The sequence below is a fragment of the Candidatus Pelagibacter sp. HIMB1493 genome (assembly GCF_052047995.1).
GTDB lineage: Bacteria > Pseudomonadota > Alphaproteobacteria > Pelagibacterales > Pelagibacteraceae > Pelagibacter.
On sequence record NZ_JBNAIP010000001.1, the window covers coordinates 1,083,171 to 1,104,564 of the forward strand.

Annotated in this window: 19 protein-coding genes; 7 read left to right on the plus strand and 12 right to left on the minus strand. The window is 31.1% G+C overall.

Annotated features, from left to right (window positions below):
* The first annotated feature begins 24 nt into the window (after nucleotides 1-24).
* From cgtA to ACTTBK_RS05780, 7 genes are read left to right on the plus strand one after another with little or no spacing between them, the layout of a single operon-like run.
* Nucleotides 25-1,008, plus strand: a complete 984-nt coding sequence (gene cgtA / locus ACTTBK_RS05750) for an Obg family GTPase CgtA (RefSeq protein WP_440619046.1) — start codon at nucleotides 25-27, stop codon at nucleotides 1,006-1,008.
* Nucleotides 998-2,104: a glutamate 5-kinase gene (gene proB / locus ACTTBK_RS05755; protein ID WP_440619047.1), complete on the plus strand. Its 1,107-nt coding sequence runs from the start codon at nucleotides 998-1,000 to the stop codon at nucleotides 2,102-2,104. The genes cgtA and proB overlap by 11 nt, the downstream gene beginning before the upstream one ends.
* Nucleotides 2,105-3,355 (plus strand): glutamate-5-semialdehyde dehydrogenase, encoded by a 1,251-nt coding sequence (locus ACTTBK_RS05760; RefSeq protein WP_440619049.1) that lies wholly within the window; start codon nucleotides 2,105-2,107, stop codon nucleotides 3,353-3,355.
* Complete coding sequence (nadD, locus tag ACTTBK_RS05765; protein WP_425321979.1) at nucleotides 3,351-3,878, plus strand: nicotinate (nicotinamide) nucleotide adenylyltransferase; 528 nt, start codon at nucleotides 3,351-3,353, stop codon at nucleotides 3,876-3,878. Before ACTTBK_RS05760 ends, nadD begins: the two co-directional genes overlap by 5 nt.
* A gap of 17 nt (nucleotides 3,879-3,895) precedes the next feature.
* Complete coding sequence (gene rsfS, locus ACTTBK_RS05770) at nucleotides 3,896-4,246, plus strand: ribosome silencing factor (protein ID WP_075506496.1); 351 nt, start codon at nucleotides 3,896-3,898, stop codon at nucleotides 4,244-4,246.
* On the plus strand, nucleotides 4,243-5,379 hold the full coding sequence (locus ACTTBK_RS05775) for a S41 family peptidase (protein ID WP_440619051.1): 1,137 nt from the start codon (nucleotides 4,243-4,245) through the stop codon (nucleotides 5,377-5,379). Before rsfS ends, ACTTBK_RS05775 begins: the two co-directional genes overlap by 4 nt.
* Nucleotide 5,380: 1 nt before the next feature.
* Entirely contained in the window at nucleotides 5,381-5,857 is a 477-nt protein-coding gene (locus ACTTBK_RS05780; RefSeq protein WP_440619052.1) for an RNA pyrophosphohydrolase, read from the plus strand.
* On the opposite strand, the gene atpC is transcribed toward ACTTBK_RS05780, so the two are convergent.
* The 12 genes from atpC to mdh form a co-directional block, all read right to left on the minus strand.
* Nucleotides 5,850-6,242: an ATP synthase F1 subunit epsilon gene (atpC, locus tag ACTTBK_RS05785; RefSeq protein ID WP_440619054.1), complete on the minus strand. Its 393-nt coding sequence runs from the start codon at nucleotides 6,240-6,242 to the stop codon at nucleotides 5,850-5,852. The genes ACTTBK_RS05780 and atpC overlap by 8 nt on opposite strands.
* Nucleotides 6,242-7,660, minus strand: a complete 1,419-nt coding sequence (gene atpD / locus ACTTBK_RS05790; protein WP_262589885.1) for a F0F1 ATP synthase subunit beta — start codon at nucleotides 7,658-7,660, stop codon at nucleotides 6,242-6,244. The genes atpC and atpD overlap by 1 nt, the downstream gene beginning before the upstream one ends.
* A gap of 2 nt (nucleotides 7,661-7,662) precedes the next feature.
* Entirely contained in the window at nucleotides 7,663-8,535 is an 873-nt protein-coding gene (locus ACTTBK_RS05795) for a F0F1 ATP synthase subunit gamma (RefSeq protein ID WP_440619055.1), read from the minus strand.
* A 6-nt stretch (nucleotides 8,536-8,541) separates the two neighbouring features.
* A complete protein-coding gene (gene atpA / locus ACTTBK_RS05800; protein WP_262589886.1) occupies nucleotides 8,542-10,077 on the minus strand; it encodes a F0F1 ATP synthase subunit alpha in 1,536 nt (511 codons plus the stop codon).
* A complete protein-coding gene (atpH, locus tag ACTTBK_RS05805; protein WP_075506074.1) occupies nucleotides 10,078-10,635 on the minus strand; it encodes an ATP synthase F1 subunit delta in 558 nt (185 codons plus the stop codon).
* A 108-nt stretch (nucleotides 10,636-10,743) separates the two neighbouring features.
* Complete coding sequence (priA, locus tag ACTTBK_RS05810) at nucleotides 10,744-12,699, minus strand: replication restart helicase PriA (RefSeq protein ID WP_440619057.1); 1,956 nt, start codon at nucleotides 12,697-12,699, stop codon at nucleotides 10,744-10,746.
* A 22-nt stretch (nucleotides 12,700-12,721) separates the two neighbouring features.
* Complete coding sequence (gene lpdA / locus ACTTBK_RS05815) at nucleotides 12,722-14,122, minus strand: dihydrolipoyl dehydrogenase (protein WP_262589889.1); 1,401 nt, start codon at nucleotides 14,120-14,122, stop codon at nucleotides 12,722-12,724.
* Nucleotides 14,123-15,424, minus strand: a complete 1,302-nt coding sequence (gene odhB / locus ACTTBK_RS05820; RefSeq protein ID WP_262589891.1) for a 2-oxoglutarate dehydrogenase complex dihydrolipoyllysine-residue succinyltransferase — start codon at nucleotides 15,422-15,424, stop codon at nucleotides 14,123-14,125.
* A 6-nt stretch (nucleotides 15,425-15,430) separates the two neighbouring features.
* A complete protein-coding gene (locus ACTTBK_RS05825) occupies nucleotides 15,431-18,349 on the minus strand; it encodes a 2-oxoglutarate dehydrogenase E1 component (RefSeq protein ID WP_440619059.1) in 2,919 nt (972 codons plus the stop codon).
* A gap of 36 nt (nucleotides 18,350-18,385) precedes the next feature.
* Nucleotides 18,386-19,261 (minus strand): succinate--CoA ligase subunit alpha, encoded by an 876-nt coding sequence (gene sucD / locus ACTTBK_RS05830; protein WP_440619060.1) that lies wholly within the window; start codon nucleotides 19,259-19,261, stop codon nucleotides 18,386-18,388.
* Nucleotides 19,262-20,422, minus strand: coding sequence for an ADP-forming succinate--CoA ligase subunit beta (gene sucC, locus ACTTBK_RS05835; RefSeq protein ID WP_440613694.1), 1,161 nt, complete (start codon nucleotides 20,420-20,422; stop codon nucleotides 19,262-19,264).
* 2 nt (nucleotides 20,423-20,424) lie between these two features.
* Nucleotides 20,425-21,387 carry a malate dehydrogenase gene (mdh, locus tag ACTTBK_RS05840; protein WP_440619061.1) on the minus strand — a complete coding sequence of 321 codons (963 nt, stop codon included), beginning with the start codon at nucleotides 21,385-21,387 and terminating at the stop codon, nucleotides 20,425-20,427.
* Nucleotides 21,388-21,394 lie beyond the last annotated feature (7 nt).

The window sequence follows — 21,394 nt, forward strand, 5'->3', positions numbered from 1 at the left end:
GTACAACCAAGAAAATGTTGTATTATGAAATTTCTCGATCAAGTTAAAATTTATATTAAGGCTGGAAACGGCGGTGACGGTTCACCAAGTTTTAGAAGAGAAAAGTATGTTGAGTTTGGAGGACCTGATGGAGGCGATGGAGGCAGAGGTGGCTCTATCATTTTAAAATCAGAAGAAAACTTAAACACTTTAATTGATTACAGATATCAACAACATCACAAAGCTCAACGTGGAGAGAATGGTTCTGGTCAAAATCGAACAGGTAAAAGTGGTGAGGATTTGGTTTTAAAAGTTCCTCTTGGAACCCAAGTATTTGAAGAAGATAACAAAACTCTATTATTTGATTTTAACAAAAAAGGAGAAGAGTACATTGCAGCTAATGGTGGCAAAGGTGGTTTGGGAAATACTAGATTTAAAAGCTCTACAAACAGAGCTCCAAGAAAATTTACGAAAGGAACTTTGGGAGAAGAGTTTACAATTTGGTTACAACTTAAAACAATAGCTGATATCGGAATTATAGGATTACCTAACGCAGGAAAATCAAGTTTGTTAGCAGCACTTACAAACGCAAATCCTAAAATTGCTAATTATAAATTTACAACACTCAATCCTAACTTAGGTGTTGCTAGCTATGATGATAAAGAAATCACAATAGCTGATATACCAGGATTAGTAGAAGGTGCCCATGAAGGTGTTGGACTTGGGATACAGTTTTTAAAACATATAGAAAGATGCAAATCTTTATTACATTTAATTGATATTACTAATCTTGATCTTAAGGAATCTTATGATCAGGTTAAAAATGAACTTAAAAATTACAGTTCTAAAATGCTTGAAAAGAAAGAGTTAATTGTGTTTAACAAAATAGATTTAATTGATGAAGACACAGCTAAAGATGTAATTGATGATTTCTCTAAAGATAAAAATTGTGAGATAATGACTATGACAACTTTAAATAAAGAGTCGGTTTCAAAAATTAAGGCAAAATTATTATCCTATGTATCTTAAAAACTCGAAAATTATTGTTATTAAAATTGGTTCATCTTTATTAGTCGATGAAAATAAAAAAATTAGAAAAAAATGGCTTTCAAGCTTTGCGAGGGACATCAAAAAACTAAAAGATAAAAATCAAAAAATAGTCATTGTTAGTTCAGGTGCTATCGCTCTTGGATGTAAAAAAATGAATTTTAACAAAAAAAATATTAAGTTAGATAAAAGTCAAGCAATTGCTTCTATTGGCCAAATTGAACTAATGAATTTATTCTCTCAGACCTTCTCAAAATTCAAATTAAATATTTCACAAATTTTGTTAACTCTAGAAGATACGGAGGAACGAAGAAGATCTTTAAATGCCAAAAGAACATTCGAAAATTTATTCGAACTTGGATTTATCCCAGTTGTTAATGAGAATGATACAATTGCAACAACTGAAATAAAATATGGAGATAATGATAGATTGGCATCTAGAGTAGCTCAAATTACAAACGCTGATACGTTAATTTTACTTTCAGATGTAGATGGCCTTTTTACAAAAAACCCAAAAGTAAATAAAGAAGCTAAACTAATAAAAATAGTAAATGATATAAACAAAGACTTAAAAGAAATTAATATCAAAGGAATTAATGAATATGGAAGTGGAGGAATGCAAACAAAAATTGAAGCTGCTAAAATTTGTCAATTAGCTGGCAGCAGTATGATTATTGCAAACGGACTGTATTCAAATCCTATTTCAAAAATTATTGAAAAAAATAATTGTACATGGTTCAGCCCAAAGGTCTCTAAACTTCATGCTAGAAAAAAATGGATAATTAGCTCAATTGCACCTAAAGGAAATATTGTAATTGATGATGGAGCCAAAAAAGCGTTAAAGCTTGGAAAAAGTTTACTAGCTGCAGGTATTAAAAATGTATCAGGAAGATTTAACAAAGGTGATCATATAAAAGTTTTAGATAAAAAAAATAATGAATGTGCTAGGGGTTTAAGTTCTTTTTCTTCTGATGAAGTAAAAAAAATTATGGGACACCATTCGAATGAAATTCAAAAATTACTTGGGTATGTTGCAAAATCTGAAGTTATTCATAAAGATGATATGGTAGAAGTATAAATGAATAATTATATGAATTTAATTGGTAAAAGAGCAAGAAAAGCAAGTCAATATAAAATAGACACAAAAGTTAAAAATAGTGTTTTAGCCTCCTATGCTAAAATGCTTAACGAAAACAAAGGTTTAATAATTAAAGAAAATACTAAAGATATTAATTACGCAAAAAAAATAGGATTAAAAGAAAATTTAATTAATAGACTTCATTTAAATGAAAAAAAAATAAACGACATCAGAAATTCTATTATTAGTATTATTAAATTTAAAGATCCCATTAATCATGTTCTAGAAAAGTGGAAAAGACCTAATGGATTAAATATTAGTAGAGTATCAATTCCAATAGGAGTGATTGGTGTAATTTATGAAAGTAGACCAAATGTTACATCCGATGTTGCTAGTTTATGTTTCAAATCAGGTAATGCAGTAATCTTAAGAGGAGGTTCTGAGGCAATCAATTCAAATAGAATTTTATCAAAACTTTTTAGAAAAGCGCTCAAAAAAAATAAAGTAGATGAAAACTTTATACAATTTATAGACTCTAAAAACAGAAAGATGGTTGATGTAATGCTTTCCAAAATGAAAGAATATATTGATGTTATAATCCCACGTGGTGGAAAAAATCTTGTAAGAAAAGTTCAAGAACTTTCTAAGGTTCCTATAATTGGTCATCTTGAGGGTATTTGTCATACATATGTCGATAAAGATGCTGAATTAAAGATGGCAAATAGAGTTGTTACAAACGCAAAATTAAGAAACACCAGCATATGTGGGGCGACCGAAACCATTATTCTACATAAAAATATTGTTAAAAAATTTAGCAATACAATCCTGGGTAATTTAGAAAAAAATGGTTGTAAAATTTATGGAGAAAAGACTTTGGCTAAATTTTATAAAGGTAAAATTTTTAAAGCTACTGAAAAAGATTGGTCTACAGAATATTTAAGCTCAGCAGTTTCTGTTAAAATAGTAAACAACCTCAATGAAGCTATAAGTCATATTAATAAGTATGGAACAATGCATACAGAATCAATAATTACAAAAAACAAAAAAACAGCTAATCAATTTCTAAAAGAAGTCAAAAGCTCTATTGCTATGCATAACACTTCAACTCAATTTGCAGATGGAGGTGAATTTGGGTTTGGAGGAGAAGTTGGAATTTCTACCAATGTACTACCACCGAGAGGGCCTGTAGGACTTAATCAACTTGTTTCATACAAGTATCAAATTACAAGTAACGGTAAAATAAGAAATTAATTTGAAATCAAATAAGACAAAAATAGGAATTTTAGGAGGATCATTTGATCCTGCTCATAAAGGTCATCTAGCTATTTCAAAAGAAGCAAAAAAAAGATTTGAGCTTAAAAACATTATTTGGGCAATCACAAAAAAAAATCCTTTTAAAAACCAGAGCAAAACCTCAGTTACTGAAAGAATAAAATTCTGTAAAAAAATTATTGGTAACAATTCATTTATAAAAGTGAGATTTTACGAAAATAAAATTAATTCAAATAAAACAATCGATTTAATTAATCATTTAAAAAAAAATAAAAATATTGAAATCTATTTTTTAATGGGAGCTGATAACTTAATAAATTTTCACAGATGGTATAAATCAAAATCTATTTCACAAAAGTGTAATATTTTAGTTTTCGATAGACATGGCTACAAAAAAAACTCATTAAAATCAAAGACATTTAGGGCTCTCGGTAATACCACCCTCAAATTTATAGAGTTTAATAAAGTCAACATTTCATCTTCTCAATTAAGAAAAATTTGATAGTCTAAATTTAATTAATGGATAAAATTTCAGATCTCAAAGAAATTGTAATCACCACATTAGATCTTAACAAAGCTGAAGACATAGTAACTATTGATCTAAAAGATAAAAGTTCGATGGCAGATTATATGATAATAGCAAGCGGTACATCATCTAGACATATACAGTCTTTATCTGAGCAAGTGTTAGAAAAGCTTAAAGATAATGGAATTAAAGACTCTAAAATTGAAGGTAAAGAAAGTGGTGAATGGAAATTGGTAGACGGTATAGATCTAATCGTTCATATTTTTCATCCAGAGAAAAGAAAATTTTATGAATTAGAAAAAATCTGGTCAGAATTTATTCCTAAAGAAAAAGTAATGATATGAAAATAATTAAATATTACTCAATTATTTTTTTATCATTTTTTTATTTAATTTCAGCAAACTCTTCTGAAGTAGATATTTACAAAAAGATAGATTTATTTGGTGAGGTTTTAGAAAAAATAAATAGAGAATATATTGATGAGATCAATCAATCTGAGAGCATGGACTCTGCTATCAATGGCTTACTTCAATCTTTAGACCCTTATTCCTCTTATATGTCTCCTGAAATTCTGGAGGAGATGCAAACTGAAACTAGTGGTGAATTTGGTGGCCTTGGAATTGAGGTAAGTATGGAAGCAGGAGTTGTTAAAGTTATTTCACCTATTGACGACACGCCAGCGTCAAAAGCTGGATTAAAAGCTGGTGATTATATTGTGAAAATTAATGATACCCAAGTTCAAGGGAAATCTCTAAGTGAAGCTGTTGATTTAATGCGAGGCCCAGTAGGTTCAAGTATAGAATTAACAGTAAGACGAAGGGGAGAAAAAAAAGCATTAACATTTAATATCACTAGAGAAATAATTGAAATTCAATCAGTTAAGTCAGAGTTATTAGAAGAAAATATTGGCTATATTAGATTAACTTCATTTAATGAAAACAGTAGTGATCAAATAGAAAAACAAATAAAGAAATTAAAAAAAAATAAAAATCTTAATTCATTTATTTTGGATTTAAGAAATAATCCAGGTGGATTACTAAACCAAGCAATAAGAATATCTGATTTCTTTTTAGAAAATGGTGAAATTGTCTCCACTAAAAGTAGAAAAAAATCTGATAATAGAAAATGGTTTGCAAAAAAAGGAGACATAACTGACGGTAAAACATTATTAGTACTGATAAATTATGGATCAGCTTCAGCATCAGAAATTGTTGCAGGAGCTTTAAAAGACCACAAAAGAGCAATTGTTGTAGGTGAGAACAGTTATGGCAAAGGTTCAGTTCAATCTATTATTCCTCTTAAAAATAGAGGTGCAATACGTTTAACTGTTGCAAAATATTATCTTCCATCTGGAAAATCTATATCTGAGGTTGGTGTACGTCCAGACATTGAAGTGAATGAAGAAGGTGATAATTTTAAAATAAGAACTGAAACTGATAATCAACTAAATTACGCAATTAAATTACTCAACGGATAAAATGAAAAAAGATTTACATAATCTTCCACTAAGAAGTGGTGTAGGCATTGTTGTGTTAAATAAAGAGAACAAAGTGTTTGTTGCCAAAAGAATAGATAACCCCAAAAATTTTTGGCAAATGCCGCAAGGCGGTGTAGATGAAGGTGAGGATTTTTTAAAGGCTGCTTACAGAGAACTTGAGGAAGAGACCAGTATTAAAAATGTTGAATTAGTTAAGGAATTAGATGGAACCATAACTTATGAACTTCCAGATAGATTTCTTGGTTTGATTTGGAAAGGAAAATACAGAGGTCAAAAACAAAAATGGTTTTTAATGAGATTTGTTGGGTCAGATAGTGAAATAAATATCAAAACTAAACACCCTGAGTTTTTAGAGTGGAAATGGGTAGAGCTAGACAAAATCACAGACTTAGTGGTTGATTTTAAACTACACGTGTATAAGGAAGTTAAAGATAAAGTAAAAAAAATTCTTAATTAAGAGTTTTTAAAACTTCAATTTTTTGATCTACTAAATATTTAGCTTGATCATTAATATCTGACTTTCCTGCCTCTTCTTCAGCTTTTTTCAGTAAACCCTGTTGAACAGATTTATCCATATCAGACAAATTATAAATTGAGCTTGTTAGAATAGATAAATTATTATTTTTAAACTCTACTATACCATCCTCAACATAGAAATTTTCATCACCAGATTTTGAACTTACTTTGATAATACCTGGTTTTAAAAATGAGATAATTGAAATGTGATCTTTTAATATCCCCATTTCTCCCTCAAAAGCAGGTACTACTACTTCCGACACATCTTCTTTGACCAAAAAAGATTTTTCAGGATTTACTATCTCAATTTTAAATTCTTCGCTCATTAAGCTGCAGCTTCTTTTTCCATTTTTTGAGCTTTTTCAATAGCCTCTTCAATTGTACCAACCATGTAAAAAGCTGCTTCTGGCAAGTGATCATATTCACCCTTACAGATTGCATCAAATCCTTTTATTGTAGATTCAAGATCAACTAATTTTCCTGGTGAACCTGTAAATACTTCCGCAACAAAGAATGGTTGAGATAAAAATCTTTGAATCTTTCTTGCTCTTGCTACAACTAATTTATCTTCCTCAGATAATTCATCCATACCAAGGATAGCAATAATATCCTGAAGTGATTTATAAGATTGTAAAATTCTTTGTACATCTCTAGCAACTCTATAGTGCTCATCACCAACTATTCTTGGATCTAAAATTCTTGAAGTAGAATCTAATGGGTCTACTGCAGGATAAATACCAATTTCAGCTATTTGTCTTGAAAGTACAGTAGTAGCATCCAAGTGAGCAAATGATGTTGCAGGTGCTGGATCAGTCAAGTCATCAGCTGGAACATAAATCGCTTGCACAGAAGTAATTGATCCTTTGTTTGTTGTTGTAATTCTTTCTTGAAGGTTACCCATATCAGTAGCTAATGTAGGCTGATATCCTACAGCTGAAGGAATTCTACCTAATAAAGCAGATACCTCTGAACCAGCTTGAGTAAATCTAAAAATATTATCAACGAAGAATAAAACGTCTTGTCCTTCTTGATCTCTAAAATATTCTGCAACTGTTAATCCAGTTAAAGCAACTCTTGCTCTTGCTCCTGGGGGTTCATTCATTTGTCCATAAACCAATGCAGCTTTAGAACCAGGGCCATCTTGCTTGATTACTCCAGATTCCATCATCTCATGGTAAAGATCATTTCCTTCTCTAGTTCTTTCTCCAACTCCAGCAAAAACTGAAAATCCACCATGTGCTTTCGCAACGTTGTTAATCAATTCCATAATTAAAACTGTCTTACCAACACCAGCACCTCCAAATAGTCCAATTTTTCCTCCTTTGGCATATGGTGCTAATAAGTCGATAACTTTAATACCAGTAACTAATATTTCAGTTTCAGTTGATTGATCATTAAATTCAGGCGCAGCTCTGTGGATAGGCCAGCTTTCTTTAGTTTTAACCTCACCTCTTTCGTCAATTGGCTCACCAATTACATTAATAATTCTACCTAGTGTTTCTGGTCCAACAGGTACCTGTATAGGAGCATTCGTATTTACAACTTCATCTCCTCTTTTTAATCCTTCAGTAGCATCCATTGCAATAGTTCTTACAGTAGTTTCTCCTAAGTGCTGAGCAACCTCTAAAACCAATCTATTGTCACCATTTTTACATTCTAATGCTGTTAAAATTTCCGGCAATTCTCCTTCAAATTTTACGTCTACTACCGCTCCAATAACTTGTGTGATTATTCCTTTGCTCATAATTATAAACTTTCTGCTCCTGATATGATTTCTATTAGTTCTTTAGTAATTGCTGCCTGACGACTTCTATTATATTCGATAGTAAGTTTGTCAACCATTTCACCTGCGTTTCGGGTTGCATTATCCATTGCGCTCATTCTGGATCCTTGTTCGCTAGCTGAATTCTCTAACATTGCCTTAAATATTTGTGTTGAAATATTTTTTGGCAACAAATTGCTTAAAATTTCATCTTCATCTGGTTCAAATTCGTAACTTTCATCTGAACTATTTTCACTTCCCTCATCATTTAAAGGAATTATTTGTTGAGCCTGTGGGATTTGTGTAATTACATTTTTAAATTTATTAAAAAAAATTGTACAAACATCAAATTCACCTGCTTCAAATTTTTCAATAATAATTTTTCCTACTTTATCTGCATCAAAATAATTTGCATTTTTTGATTCTTTAAATGAAATATTTTCAATTATTTTATCACCATAAATTCTCTTAAGCTGGTCATTACCTTTTGAACCTACAGTAATAATTTTAAGCTCTTTATTCTCATCTAAAATTTTAGAAAAGTAACTTTTTGCTTTCTTAATTATGTTGGAATTAAACCCACCACATAGACCTCTATCTGATGTCATAACAACACAAAGATGAACTTTGTCTTGTCCTGTGCCAGCTAATAACTTTGGTGCATTTTCTTTATCTGAAATTCCACTAGAAAGGTTTAAAATTACATTGTTCATTTTTTCTGAATAAGGTCGTCCTTTTTCAGCACTCTCTTGTGCTTTTCTTAATTTTGCAGCTGCAACCATTTTCATAGCCTTAGTAATCTTTTGTGTAGATTTTACACTAGCTATTCTTTTTTTTAGGTCGTCTAAACTTGCCATATCAAATTAAGATTTAAGGGTTTCCTTTAATTGAGTAATCAGTTCAACTAATAACTTTTCTTTATCCTCTTCAAGTTTTCCTGAACTTTGTATCGACTCAATAATCTCAGGTTTTTCTGATTTACATTTCTCAATGATTTTGCTTTCAAAACCTGCAACATCTTTTAAATCGATATCATCAAGATATCCTTTAACACCACAGAAAACCGAGATTACTTGTTCAGCAACTGTCATTGGAGAATATTGCTTTTGTTTTAAAAGCTCAGTTAATTTTGATCCTCTATTCAATAACTGTTGGGTAGAAGCATCTAAATCTGAACCAAATTGAGCAAATGCTGCCATTTCTCTATATTGAGCAAGCTCAAGTTTCATAGATCCTGAAACTTTTTTCATTGCTTTAGTTTGTGCAGATGAACCTACCCTTGAAACTGATAAACCAACATTAATTGCAGGTCTAATTCCTTGGTTGAATAATTCAGTTTCTAAGAAAATCTGACCATCCGTAATTGAAATTACATTTGTTGGAATAAATGCAGATACGTCTCCACCTTGAGTTTCAATAATTGGAAGAGCTGTTAAAGATCCTCCTCCATGTTCATCACTCAATTTTGCAGCTCTTTCTAATAATCTACTATGTAAATAGAATACATCACCTGGATAAGCCTCACGTCCTGGAGGTCTTCTAAGTAAAAGTGACATTTGTCTGTAAGCAACTGCTTGTTTTGATAAATCATCGTAAATAATCAACGCGTGCATTCCATTATCTCTGAAATATTCACCCATAGCACAACCAGTATATGGAGCTAAAAACTGAAGCGGTGCTGAGTCTGATGCTGTTGCAGCAACAATTGTTGTGTATTCCATTGCACCAGCTTCCTCTAAAGTTTTTTGAATTTGTCTAACAGTTGATCTTTTCTGACCTACGGCAACATAAATACAATATAATTTTTGTTTTTCGTCGCCTGATTCATTGATCTTTTTTTGGTTTATGATTGCATCAACTGCAACAGCAGTTTTTCCTGTTTGTCTATCACCAATAATTAATTCCCTTTGTCCTCTTCCAATTGGAACCAAACTATCAATTGATTTTAAACCTGTTTGCATTGGTTCATTAACTGATTGTCTAGGGATAATTCCAGGAGCCTTAACCTCTACTCTGCTCTTTTGTACACTTTTATCTAATGCACCCTTGCCATCAATTGGATTTCCCAAACCATCGACTACTCTACCTAGTAACTCTTTTCCAACTGGCGTATCAACAATTTTTCCAGTTCTTTTTACAACATCACCTTCTTTAACATTTCTGTCATCACCAAAAATTACAACACCAACGTTTTCGCTCTCTAAGTTTAGGGCCATACCTTTAGAGCCATCAGAAAATTCAACCATCTCTCCAGCCTGAACATTGTCAAGACCGTAAATTCTAGCGATACCATCACCAACTGATAAAACTTGACCTACCTCAGTAACCTCTGCTTTATCTCCAAAATTTTTTATTTGTTCTTTTAATATTTTTGTAACTTCTGAAGGATTTATTTCCATTTATGCCTCTATCATTCTATTTTCGATTTGTTGTAATTTACTTTTAATTGAGGTGTCAACCATAGTACTCCCTACCTGTACTACTAAACCTCCTATTAAACTTTCATCATGTTTGTAGTTTAATTTTATTTTTGAACTAAAGTTTTTAGTTAATTCTTCCGTAATTTGTTTAATTTCTTCATTAGATAATTGTTTAGCAGATCTTAATTCGGCTTTTAGTTCTCCCCTTTTTTCTGAACAGATCTCGATGAAACTTTTAAGAATTCTTTCTACAAAAAAGAACCTTCTCTTTTGAATTAAAAAACTTAAAAAATTTTTTAACAATTGATCAAATTTATAATTTTCTGAGATTGTATTAACTACTTTTAATAAATCATCTTGGCTTGTAGTTGGATCTTTTATTAAATTTGAAAAATCTTGGCTTTGTTCTAGCAATTTTAGAACTGAGAGTGACTGCTCTTCTATTTGGGATGTAACATTGCTTTCAGTAGATAATTCATAAAGCGCAAGTGAATACCTTTCTGCTGAAGTAATTGAAAATCCTGTGTCTTTGCTCAACTTGATACCTCTAAAATGTTGAAGATTATTTAAAAATCACGCTCTAATTAGCATATGACCTTTATGTCTTCAAGTGACTGATTGACGAAAAAGTCCTCTTTTTTGGGCCTAATTGAAGTTAATTGGATCAACATCAACTGAAAGTTTTATTCCTTTAGAAAATTTGTATTTTGGAACTGATTTTGCAATAGCATTTTGCAGTTTCATAGACTTTGAGCCTCTAATTAAAAATCTGACTCTAAAATTTCTTTTTAGTCTAAATATAGGAGCTTCAACTGGACCTAATATATTCCCCTCGATATTATTTTCTAAATAATTTTTAAAGTCATAAGCCTCTTTTTCTAATTTTTTTTGATTTTCACCAGTCATAATCAGAGAAATAAATCTTTGATAAGGTGGAAGTTTATTTTTTTTTCTAATTTCTAGTTCTCTTTTTAAAAATATATCAGGATTTTTATTTGTAATTTCTAAAATCATATTTTTATTATTGTTATAGGTTTGAAAATATACTGTTGCAGGTTTTCCTGTTCTTCCAGCTCTTCCTGATAACTGATGATATAACTGCAAATTTTTTTCAGCTCCTCTTAAATCATTTCCGTTAGCTGATAAATCAATATCAACAACAACAATACAATTTAAACTTGGAAAGTGAAATCCTTTAGAAATTAATTGTGTACCAACTAATATCTCGGTTTGATTATTTATAATTCTTTCTAATTTGCTTGATGAGTCTTTTTTATTCATTGTATCACTTGAAAAAATTTCAACTTCTTTATTAGGAAATTTTTTTTTAACTTCCTCAGATATCCTCTCTACACCAGGTCCACTAAAGACAAAATTACATTCACCCTCTTTTGGACAATCTCTTTTTAAATCAGTTTTAAAGCCACAATAGTGACATAATAAATTATTTTTATTTTTATGATAAACAAGGTTGATAGTACAATTTGGACAAGAATAGCTAGTTAAACAATTTTTGCACAACGCATGAGGTGAAAAACCTCTTCTATTTAAAAAAAATAAAACCTGATCTTTTCTCTCAAGGTGAAAATTTACTTTTTCAATTATTTTATCTGATAACCAAGATTGTTTTTCAAGTTTAGTTTTATTAAGATCTACAATTTCATAATTTGGTAATGAAGCATTTTTATACCTCTCTGTAAGTCTTGATAAAGAATATTTTCCTTTTTGAATATTTTCAAAAGTTTCAATTGATGGAACAGCTGTTACTAAATTAACTGGTATATTTTCAAATGAAGCTCTAGAAATTGCCATATCTCGTGCATTATAGGTTACACCTTCATCTTGTTTAAATGATTGATCATGCTCTTCATCTACAATTATCATACCTAGATTTTTAAAAGGTAAAAATAATGATGATCTTGCTCCTATAATTACTTTAACTTCTCCATTTGATATTCCACTCCAAATTAATTCTTTCTTTTTTTTTGAAACTCCTGAGTGCCACACAGCCGCATTAAAACCAAAATATTCATTAAATTTTTTTTCAAATTGACCTGTTAAACCTATTTCAGGTAACAAAATTAACCCCTGATATCCTTGTTTTATAAGGTTTTTTAAAGCTTCAAAATACACAAGAGTTTTACCTGATCCTGTTGTTCCTTGTAACACATGTACTCTAAAATTTTGGTTAGTGCTTACCATTTCCTCATATGCTTTGATTTGATCTTTGGTTAATTTTATAGATGTATTTTTAATCTCACTTTTAAAATTATTATAAGAACTTAGCTCCTTATTTTCTATTGCATGACTACTTAATAAAATAAGCTTTAGAGCCATTCCTTTTGGAATAATATTGTAATCTGAAAACCAGTTTAAAAATTTAATAGTATTTTTTTTTAGAGGAGTCACATCTAACTTCCTCAAAACTTTTTTTATTTTAAACGTTTTGTTGCTGTTTTTTTCAAATTCATCCCAAACTACACCTGTAATTTTTGATTTACCAAAAGGAACTTCCACATAGTCTCCCAATTCGAGATCAATACTACTTTCATAAGTAAATGGATGATCAAAAATATTAGGTAAAAGAATCGGAAATTTCATATTTTTATAATATGAAAAAAAATTAAGAGTGTATTGCTCTTTTATCTACTGATAATGCAGCTTCTTTAACTGCTTCTGAAAAAGTTGGGTGCGCATGACATGTTCTTGCTATATCTTCTGAACTTGCACCAAATTCCATAGCTACACCAATTTCTGCAATTAATTCTCCTGCGTGAGGGCCTATAATATGAGCTCCTAATACTTTATCTGTTTGCTCATCTGCTAAAATTTTTACAAATCCTTCAGCATCATCAATTGCTTTAGCTCTAGAATTTGCCATAAATGAAAACTTACCAACTTTATATTTTTGATTGAGTTCTTTTAATTGTTCTTCTGTTTTTCCTATAGATGCAACTTCTGGAGTTGTATACACGACACCAGGAATTGTATCATAGTTAACATGTCCAGATTGCCCTGCAATATTTTCAGCAACTGCAATTCCTTCATCTTCGGCTTTATGAGCAAGCATTGGTCCTACTATTACATCGCCAATAGCAAAAATATTTTCGACATTTGTTTTAAAAGTTTTGTCAGTTTTTATTCTTTTTCTTTCATCTAAATCAATTCCTACTGCATCTAAATTTAATCCATCAGTATTTGGCTTTCTTCCAACAGAAATTAATACCACATCACATTCAAAATTGTTTTTATTGCCATCTTTATCTACTGTTGAAACAACTGCTCCGTTGTTATTTTTCTGAATTGTTTCAACTTTGTTTTGCATATTAAATTTAATGCCTTGTTTTTTTAAGATTTTCATAAACTCAGATGAAATTTCTTTATCCATTCCAGGTGTAATATGATCTAAGAATTCTACAACCTGAACTTCTGAACCTAATCTCGACCAAACTGAACCCATCTCTAAACCAATGTAGCCACCTCCAACCACAACCATTTTATTTGGTACTTTTTCTAATTTTAAGGCCCCTGTAGAGGAAACAATTACTTTTTCATCAATATCAATTCCAGGTAATGAAACTGGTACAGATCCGGTTGCTATTACTGTTTTTTCTGACTCAATAATTGTCTCATTATTCTTATCATCTTTAATTAAAATTTGATTTTTTGATTTAAAGCTTCCGTGACCTTTAAAATAAGTAACTTTGTTTTTTTTTAAAAGAAATTCAACACCTTTAGTCAATATTGTTACAGCTTTATCTTTACTTTTCATCATCTTTTCAAGATTAAGTTTCACCTCACCTATCTCGATACCCTTATTGGATAAATTTTTAACTTTATGAAATTCTTCAGAGAGATTTAATAAACTTTTTGATGGTATACAGCCAACATTTAAGCAAGTTCCACCTAGTGAACCTCTAGACTCTATGCATGCTGTTTTCAAACCTAATTGTGCAAGCCTAATTGCACAAACATAACCACCAGGCCCTCCTCCAATAACTACAGCTTGAAATTTTTCTGACATTTAAATATCCAAAAATAATCTTCTAGGATCTTCTAGATTTTCTTTAATCATTTTTAAGAAAGAAACAGATTCTTTGCCATCAATAATTCTGTGATCATAAGAAAGAGCTAAATACATGATAGGTCTTATTTTTATTTCACCTTCTACTACCACAGGGCGCTCTACAATGTTGTGCATACCTAGAACACCTGATTGAGGTAAGTTTAGAATTGGAGTTGATAACATTGATCCATACACACCACCATTACTGATAGTAAATGTTCCTCCTTGTAAATCTTCAATTGTTAATTTTCCATCTCTAGCTTTTTCAGAAATATCTTTGATATTTTTTTCAATATCTGCAAATGAAAGCTCATCTGCATTTCTTAAAACTGGAACAACTAAACCTTTATCCGTACCTACAGCAAAACTAATATTATAATAGTTTTTATATATAATTTCATCGCCATCAATTTCAGCATTAACAGCAGGGAAATGTTTCAAGGCCACTACACATGCTTTAACAAAGAATGACATGAAGCCTAATTTAATTCCATATCTACTTTGAAAGTCTTGTTGATTTTCTTTTCTCATTTCCATTATATTTGTCATGTCAACTTCATTAAAAGTTGTAAGTAATGCAGCATTTTCTTGAGCTTGTTTTAATCTCTTAGCAATTGTCTGTCTTAGTCTGGTCATTTTAATTCGTTCTTCTTGACCATATTGAATTTTTCTCTCTGATGGTTTTGGATTTGCTCCCATTAGACCAATTAAATCTCCTTTTAAAACCTGACCATTTTTTCCTGAACCTTGAACTGAATTAACATCAATATTATTTTCAGTAACAATTTTTCTGACAGCAGGAGACAAAGTATCATTTTTATTATCTATTACTGGCGCTGGTTTTGGTGCTACTTCCTCAGTCAAAACTAAGGGCTTAGGTTTTTGAATTTCTGTTTTTTTATCTTCAAAAATTTCTGGTTCTTTTTTATTTGTATCTAATTTTATTACATTGTTTTCAGGAGGAGCTTCTTCAACTTGTTTGGGTTCCTCTTTTTTTTCAGTTGGTATCACTTTTGCTGAACCATTTTCTGAAACAGAACCTAATAAAGCTCCAACTTCCACTGTGGAGCCATCTTGTGAATTAATTTCTGTTAAAACACCAGTTATTGGTGATGGAACTTCTAAATTAACTTTGTCAGTTTCAAGTTCTACAATTGGTTCATCGGCCTCAACTGCATCTCCAGTTTTTTTTAACCATTTTGCAACCGTTGCTTCTGTAATACTCTCACCAAGTACTGGAACTACTATTTTTTCACTCATTATAATTTAATCAAACACCTTATTAATTATTTCTTGTTGCTGAGAATTATGCCTCTTTGCATATCCAGTTGCTGGAGTTGCATCAGGGCTTCTTCCTATATAAGAAATTTCATTATATTTAGCCTTTAAAGTATCTAATGTCCATTGAATATAATCTCTCACTGAAAACCATGCTCCCATATTCTTTGGCTCTTCTTGACACCAAAAGAATTTAGCATTTTTGGCATAAGGTTTAAGTTCGTTTACTAAAGCTTTTGCTGGGAAAGGATAAAGTTGTTCTATTCTAAACATAATTACATCATCTCTTTTTAATTTTTCTCTAGCGTCAAGTAAGTCAAAGTAAACTTTGCCTGAGCACAAAATAACTTTTTTAATCTCAGAGCTTTCTTTAAGTTTAATAAAACCATTTGATTTTGGATCAATCGCATGATCCCACAAAACTCTATGGAAAGTATTTTGTTTGTTAAAATCCTCTAAGTTAGAAACACAGTATTTATTTCTGAGTAATGACTTTGGAGTCATTATAATTAGTGGTTTTCTAAAATCTCTATGCATTTGACGTCTTAATGCATGATAATAATTGGCTGGAGTTGTACAATTCATAACTTGCATATTGTCGTTTGAACATAACTGTAAAAATCTTTCTAATCTAGCAGATGAATGTTCAGGACCTTGACCTTCGTATCCATGAGGTAACAACATTACAAGGCCTGATGCTCTATTCCATTTTCTCTCACCTGATGCTATAAACTGATCAATCACAACTTGAGCTCCATTTGCAAAATCTCCAAATTGAGCTTCCCAAATTGTTAGAGTGTTTGGTTCAACCAAACTGTAACCATATTCGAAACCTAAAACTGCAAGTTCAGATAAAAAACTATCTACTACTTCAAATTGTTTTTGACCTTTGACAATATTATTTAATGGAATATATCTTGAATTATCAATTTGATTTCTTAGTACAGAATGTCTTTGACTAAAAGTTCCTCTACCAGAGTCTTGTCCAACTAAACGAACTGGATATCCTTCAACTAACAAAGATCCAAACGCAAGAGCTTCTGCTGAAGACCAATCAATTCCCACTCCTTTTTCGATCGAGTCTCTTCTCGCATTTAATATTTTACTAATAGTTTTATGAATATTTTTTTCTGATGGTACTGTATTTATTTTTTTTGAAATTATTTTTAATTTCTCCTCATCAAAACCTGATATTCCTCTTTTATCTTTTCCTTTCTCAGGTTTATATCTTGACCATGTACCCTCAAACCATTCTATTTTAGGCTTGTAGTCTTTTGCACTTTTATATTGATCATCTAATAAATCTTTAAATGATTTAACATTTTGATTTAATAATTCTTGAGTAATTGATTTTTCATTAACCAGTTTATTCCCATAAATTTTATATACACTTGAGTGAGATTTAATTTTTTGATACATCAATGGCTGAGTAAACGATGGCTCATCTCCCTCATTATGACCAAACCTTCTGTAACAAATTAAATCTACTACAACGTCTCTATTAAATTTTAATCTGAATTCTGTAGCTATTCTGGTAGCATAAACAACTGCCTCTGGATCGTCTCCATTAACATGTAAAATTGGAGCCTCAACCATTTTTGCAACATCAGAAGGATAAGGTGACGATCTTGCAAATCGAGGGCTCGTTGTAAAACCAATTTGATTATTTACAATTATATGAATAGTTCCACCAGTGTTATGTCCTGGTAGACCTGACATAGCAAAACATTCTGCTACCACACCCTGACCGGCAAATGCTGCATCACCATGAATTAGTATTGGGATAACTTTGTTTCTCTCTTTGTCTTTATGAAAAAATTGTTTTGCTCTAGTTTGTCCTAAAACGACAGGATTTACTGCTTCAAGGTGAGATGGATTATCTGTCAAACTAACATGAACAGAATTTCCATCAAATTGTCTGTCAGAAGATGCACCAAGATGATATTTTACATCTCCAGCACTATCCTCAGAGTCATCACTATATTCACCAGCAAATTCATTAAATATTCTTTTATAAGATTTTTGTAAAACGTTAGCCAAAACATTTAGTCTGCCTCTATGAGACATTCCAATTTTAACCTCTTTAATTTGTTGTTGACCACCAATTTTAATTATTTGCTCAAGTGCAGGAATTAAACTTTCTCCTCCATCTAATCCAAATCTTTTTGTACCAACATACTTAGTTGCTAAAAATTTTTCAAAACCTTCTGCTTGAACTAATTTATTTAGAATTGCTTCCTTACCATTTTTAGTAAACTGAAGAGCTTTATCATCTTGCTCAATTCTATCTCTAAACCATTTTCTTTCATCAGGATTAGAAATGTGCATAAACTCATAACCTATTTTTCCACAATAGGTTTTTTTCATAAATTTTAAAATTTCTTTAATATTGGCATACTTTTTATTTATCACGCCGTTTAAGAAAATTTTTCTTTCATAGTTTTCTTTCTTAAAACCATAAAACTCTGGATGAAGTTCATCTAAATATTCAGACTCTCTCATTCCCAAAGGATCAAGATCAGCTAACAAATGCCCCCTTAATCTGTAAGCTCTGATTAACGCAACTGCACTTATTGAATCTTTGTTAGAATCTGCAAGTAATTGAAAATTAAATTTTTCTGAAGTATCTATTTTTTCATTATTTAAATTAGTAATTTCATTTTCATCTATTTTCTTTTGAAGCTCATCAATATTTATTTTGGTCTTTTCTGGTCCCCATGACGGTCCATTTATTTCATTAGCAATTACTTTTATTTCATCACCGATTCCTTCAAAATAATTTAACCAACTTTCAGGGAGATCTTTATCTTTGTTAATAAATTTTAAGTACATTTGCTCAATGAATGCACTATTTGATTTATGTAAAAATGAATTTTTTTCGAAATCGAGATTTTTTGATGATGACATCTTATTTATTTAATATATCCCTCTAAAAAATATTTTTCAATTAGACAGTTTATCAAATAAAGTTTTACCAATTATTGATGGTGATTTTGCGACTGTAATTCCACATTCTTCCATTTTTTTTATTTTATCCTCTGCACCACCTTTACCTCCAGAAATAATTGCACCTGCATGCCCCATTCTTCTCCCTGGTGGCGCGGTAATTCCAGCTATAAATCCAACTGTTGGTTTTTTAATCTTATGGTTTTTCAAAAATTCTGCAGCTTCCTCTTCAGCAGAACCTCCTATCTCTCCAATCATTAAAATTGATTGTGTCTCTTCATCATTTAAAAACAGATCTAAACAATCTATAAAATTTGTACCATTTATAGGATCTCCTCCAATTCCGATACATGTTGATTGCCCTAATCCATTTTCAGTTGTTTGAGCAACCGCTTCGTAGGTTAAAGTTCCAGATCTAGATACAATTCCAACTGAACCTCTTTTATGAATATTACCAGGCATAATTCCAATTTTACATTCATCTGGAGTTATAATTCCTGGACAATTTGGACCTATAAGTCTGCTCTTAGACCCATCTAATTTTTTTCTAACCTTAAGCATATCTTGAATTGGGATACCTTCAGTAATGCAAACAATTAATTCAACAGATGCATCGATAGCTTCTATAATTGCTGCGGCAGCAAATTTTGCAGGCACATAAATCATAGTGGCATCTGCCCCAACTGCATCTTTAGCTTCAGCTACAGAATTAAATACAGGTCTGTCTAAATGCTTTTGACCTCCTTTTTTAGGAGTAACACCTCCTACTAAATTTGTTCCATATTTTATTGCTTGCTCTGAATGGAAAGTTCCATGTGCACCTGTAAAACCCTGACAAATTACTTTAGTTTCTTTATTAACTAAAACTGACATTTATTTAATAGCCTCAACAATTTTCTTAGCAGCATCATCTAAGTTCTCTGCTGAAATTAATTTTAAACCTGAATTATCTAAAATTTCTTTTCCTTCTTTAAAATTTGTCCCTGCAAGTCGAACTACTAAAGGTACACTAATATTAATTTCTTTTGCAGCGTCCACTACTCCTTGTGCAAGCACATCACATCTCATTATTCCCCCAAAAATATTTATCAAAATTCCCTTCACATTTTTATCTGAAAGAATAATTTTAAATGCTGCAGAAACTTTTTCTTTTGAGGCTCCACCTCCTACATCTAAGAAATTAGCTGGCTCTTTACCATATAATTTGATTATATCCATAGTTGCCATTGCTAGACCTGCACCATTAACCATACATCCAATACTTCCATCTAACTTGATATAAGCTAAATCATGTTTGCTAGCTTCAATCTCAGTAGGATCTTCTTCATTTAGATCTCTTAATTCTAAAATTTCAGGGTGTCTAAATAATGCATTAGAGTCGAAATTAACTTTCGCATCTAAACAAACAATCTTTCCCTCTTTTGTTAAAATTAAAGGATTTACCTCAACCATATTAGCATCTGTACTAATAAACATTTTATAAATCGATTTGATTAGTAAAATTGCTTGATCTTTTGCATCACTGTTTAAATCAAAAATTTTAATTACTGACTCACAATCTGCATCTGATATTTCTTCAGCTATATCAACTTTAGTTGTAATAATTTTTTCTGGATTTGAGCTTGCTACTTCTTCAATATCCATTCCACCTTGGTCACTTGAAATAAATGCGATCTTTGAGCTCGCTCTATCAACTAAACATGATAAATAGAATTCTTTTTCTATATTAGAGGATTCTTCAACATATAATCGCTTAACTTCTCTTCCTTCTGGTCCAGTTTGATGAGTTACAAGTGTTTTTCCAAGCAACTCATTTGCTGAATTTTTTAATTCCTCAAGTGTATTAAGAATTTTAACTCCTCCAGCTTTACCTCTACCACCAGCATGAATTTGAGCCTTTAAAACATACTTTTCAGTTTTTAAATTTTTTGCTTTTTCAATCAAGTCATCAACATTTGTTGAAAAAAATCCTGCTGGAACTATTGCTCCATATTTCTTTAAAATTTCTTTCGCTTGGTGTTCGTGAATATTCATTATTATTTTGAAAGATCTGGATCTATTTTAGAGGCAGCTTCCCAAAGAGCTTTTACAGCATCAATAGAGTGCATAAACTTTTTATTTTCTTTTTCATCTAAATCCACTACTTCAATTTTCTCAACTCCATCTTTACCAATTACAACTGGTACTCCAGCATAAACATTTTCTACTCCGTACTCACCATTTAACTGTACTGCGCAAGGTAATAATTTTTTTTCATCTTTTAAATATGATTCAGCCATTTGAACTCCCGATGCTGCAGGTGCATAAAAAGCAGAACCTTTTTCTAAATACTTAACAATTTCTGCTCCACCGTCTCTAGTTCTTTGATTAATTTCTTCAACTCTCTCTTGAGAAATCTTTCCCTCTTTCACAAGATCCAATAAAGGTTTTCCAGATACTTTTGTAAATCTTGGCATTGGAACCATAGTATCTCCATGACCACCCATAACCATTGCTTCAATCTCTCTCACAGGCACACCAAACTCTAATGATAAAAATAGTTTAAATCTTGAGCTATCTAAAATTCCTGCCATGCCGACAACTTTATTTGCAGGCAAACCTGAAAACTTTTGAAACGCCATAACCATTACGTCTAAAGGGTTGGTGATACAAATTACGAAGGCGTTCGGAGCGTTTTCTTTTACTCCTTGAGCTACCTGTTTAATAATTTTTAAATTTATACCAAGAAGGTCATCTCTACTCATTCCTGGCTTTCTAGGAACTCCTGCGGTAATTATAACAACATCAGAATCTTTAATATCTTTATAATCGTCTGTACCTGATAATTTTACATTAAATCCATCAACTGATGATGATTGAGCTATATCTAAAGCCTTTCCTTTAGCTATTCCACTTGCAACATCAAATAAAACAACTTCATCAACAAGCTCCTTTATTCCGATTAAATGTGCTAATGTTCCACCTATTTGGCCTGCGCCAATTAAAGATATTTTTTTCATTTATTTC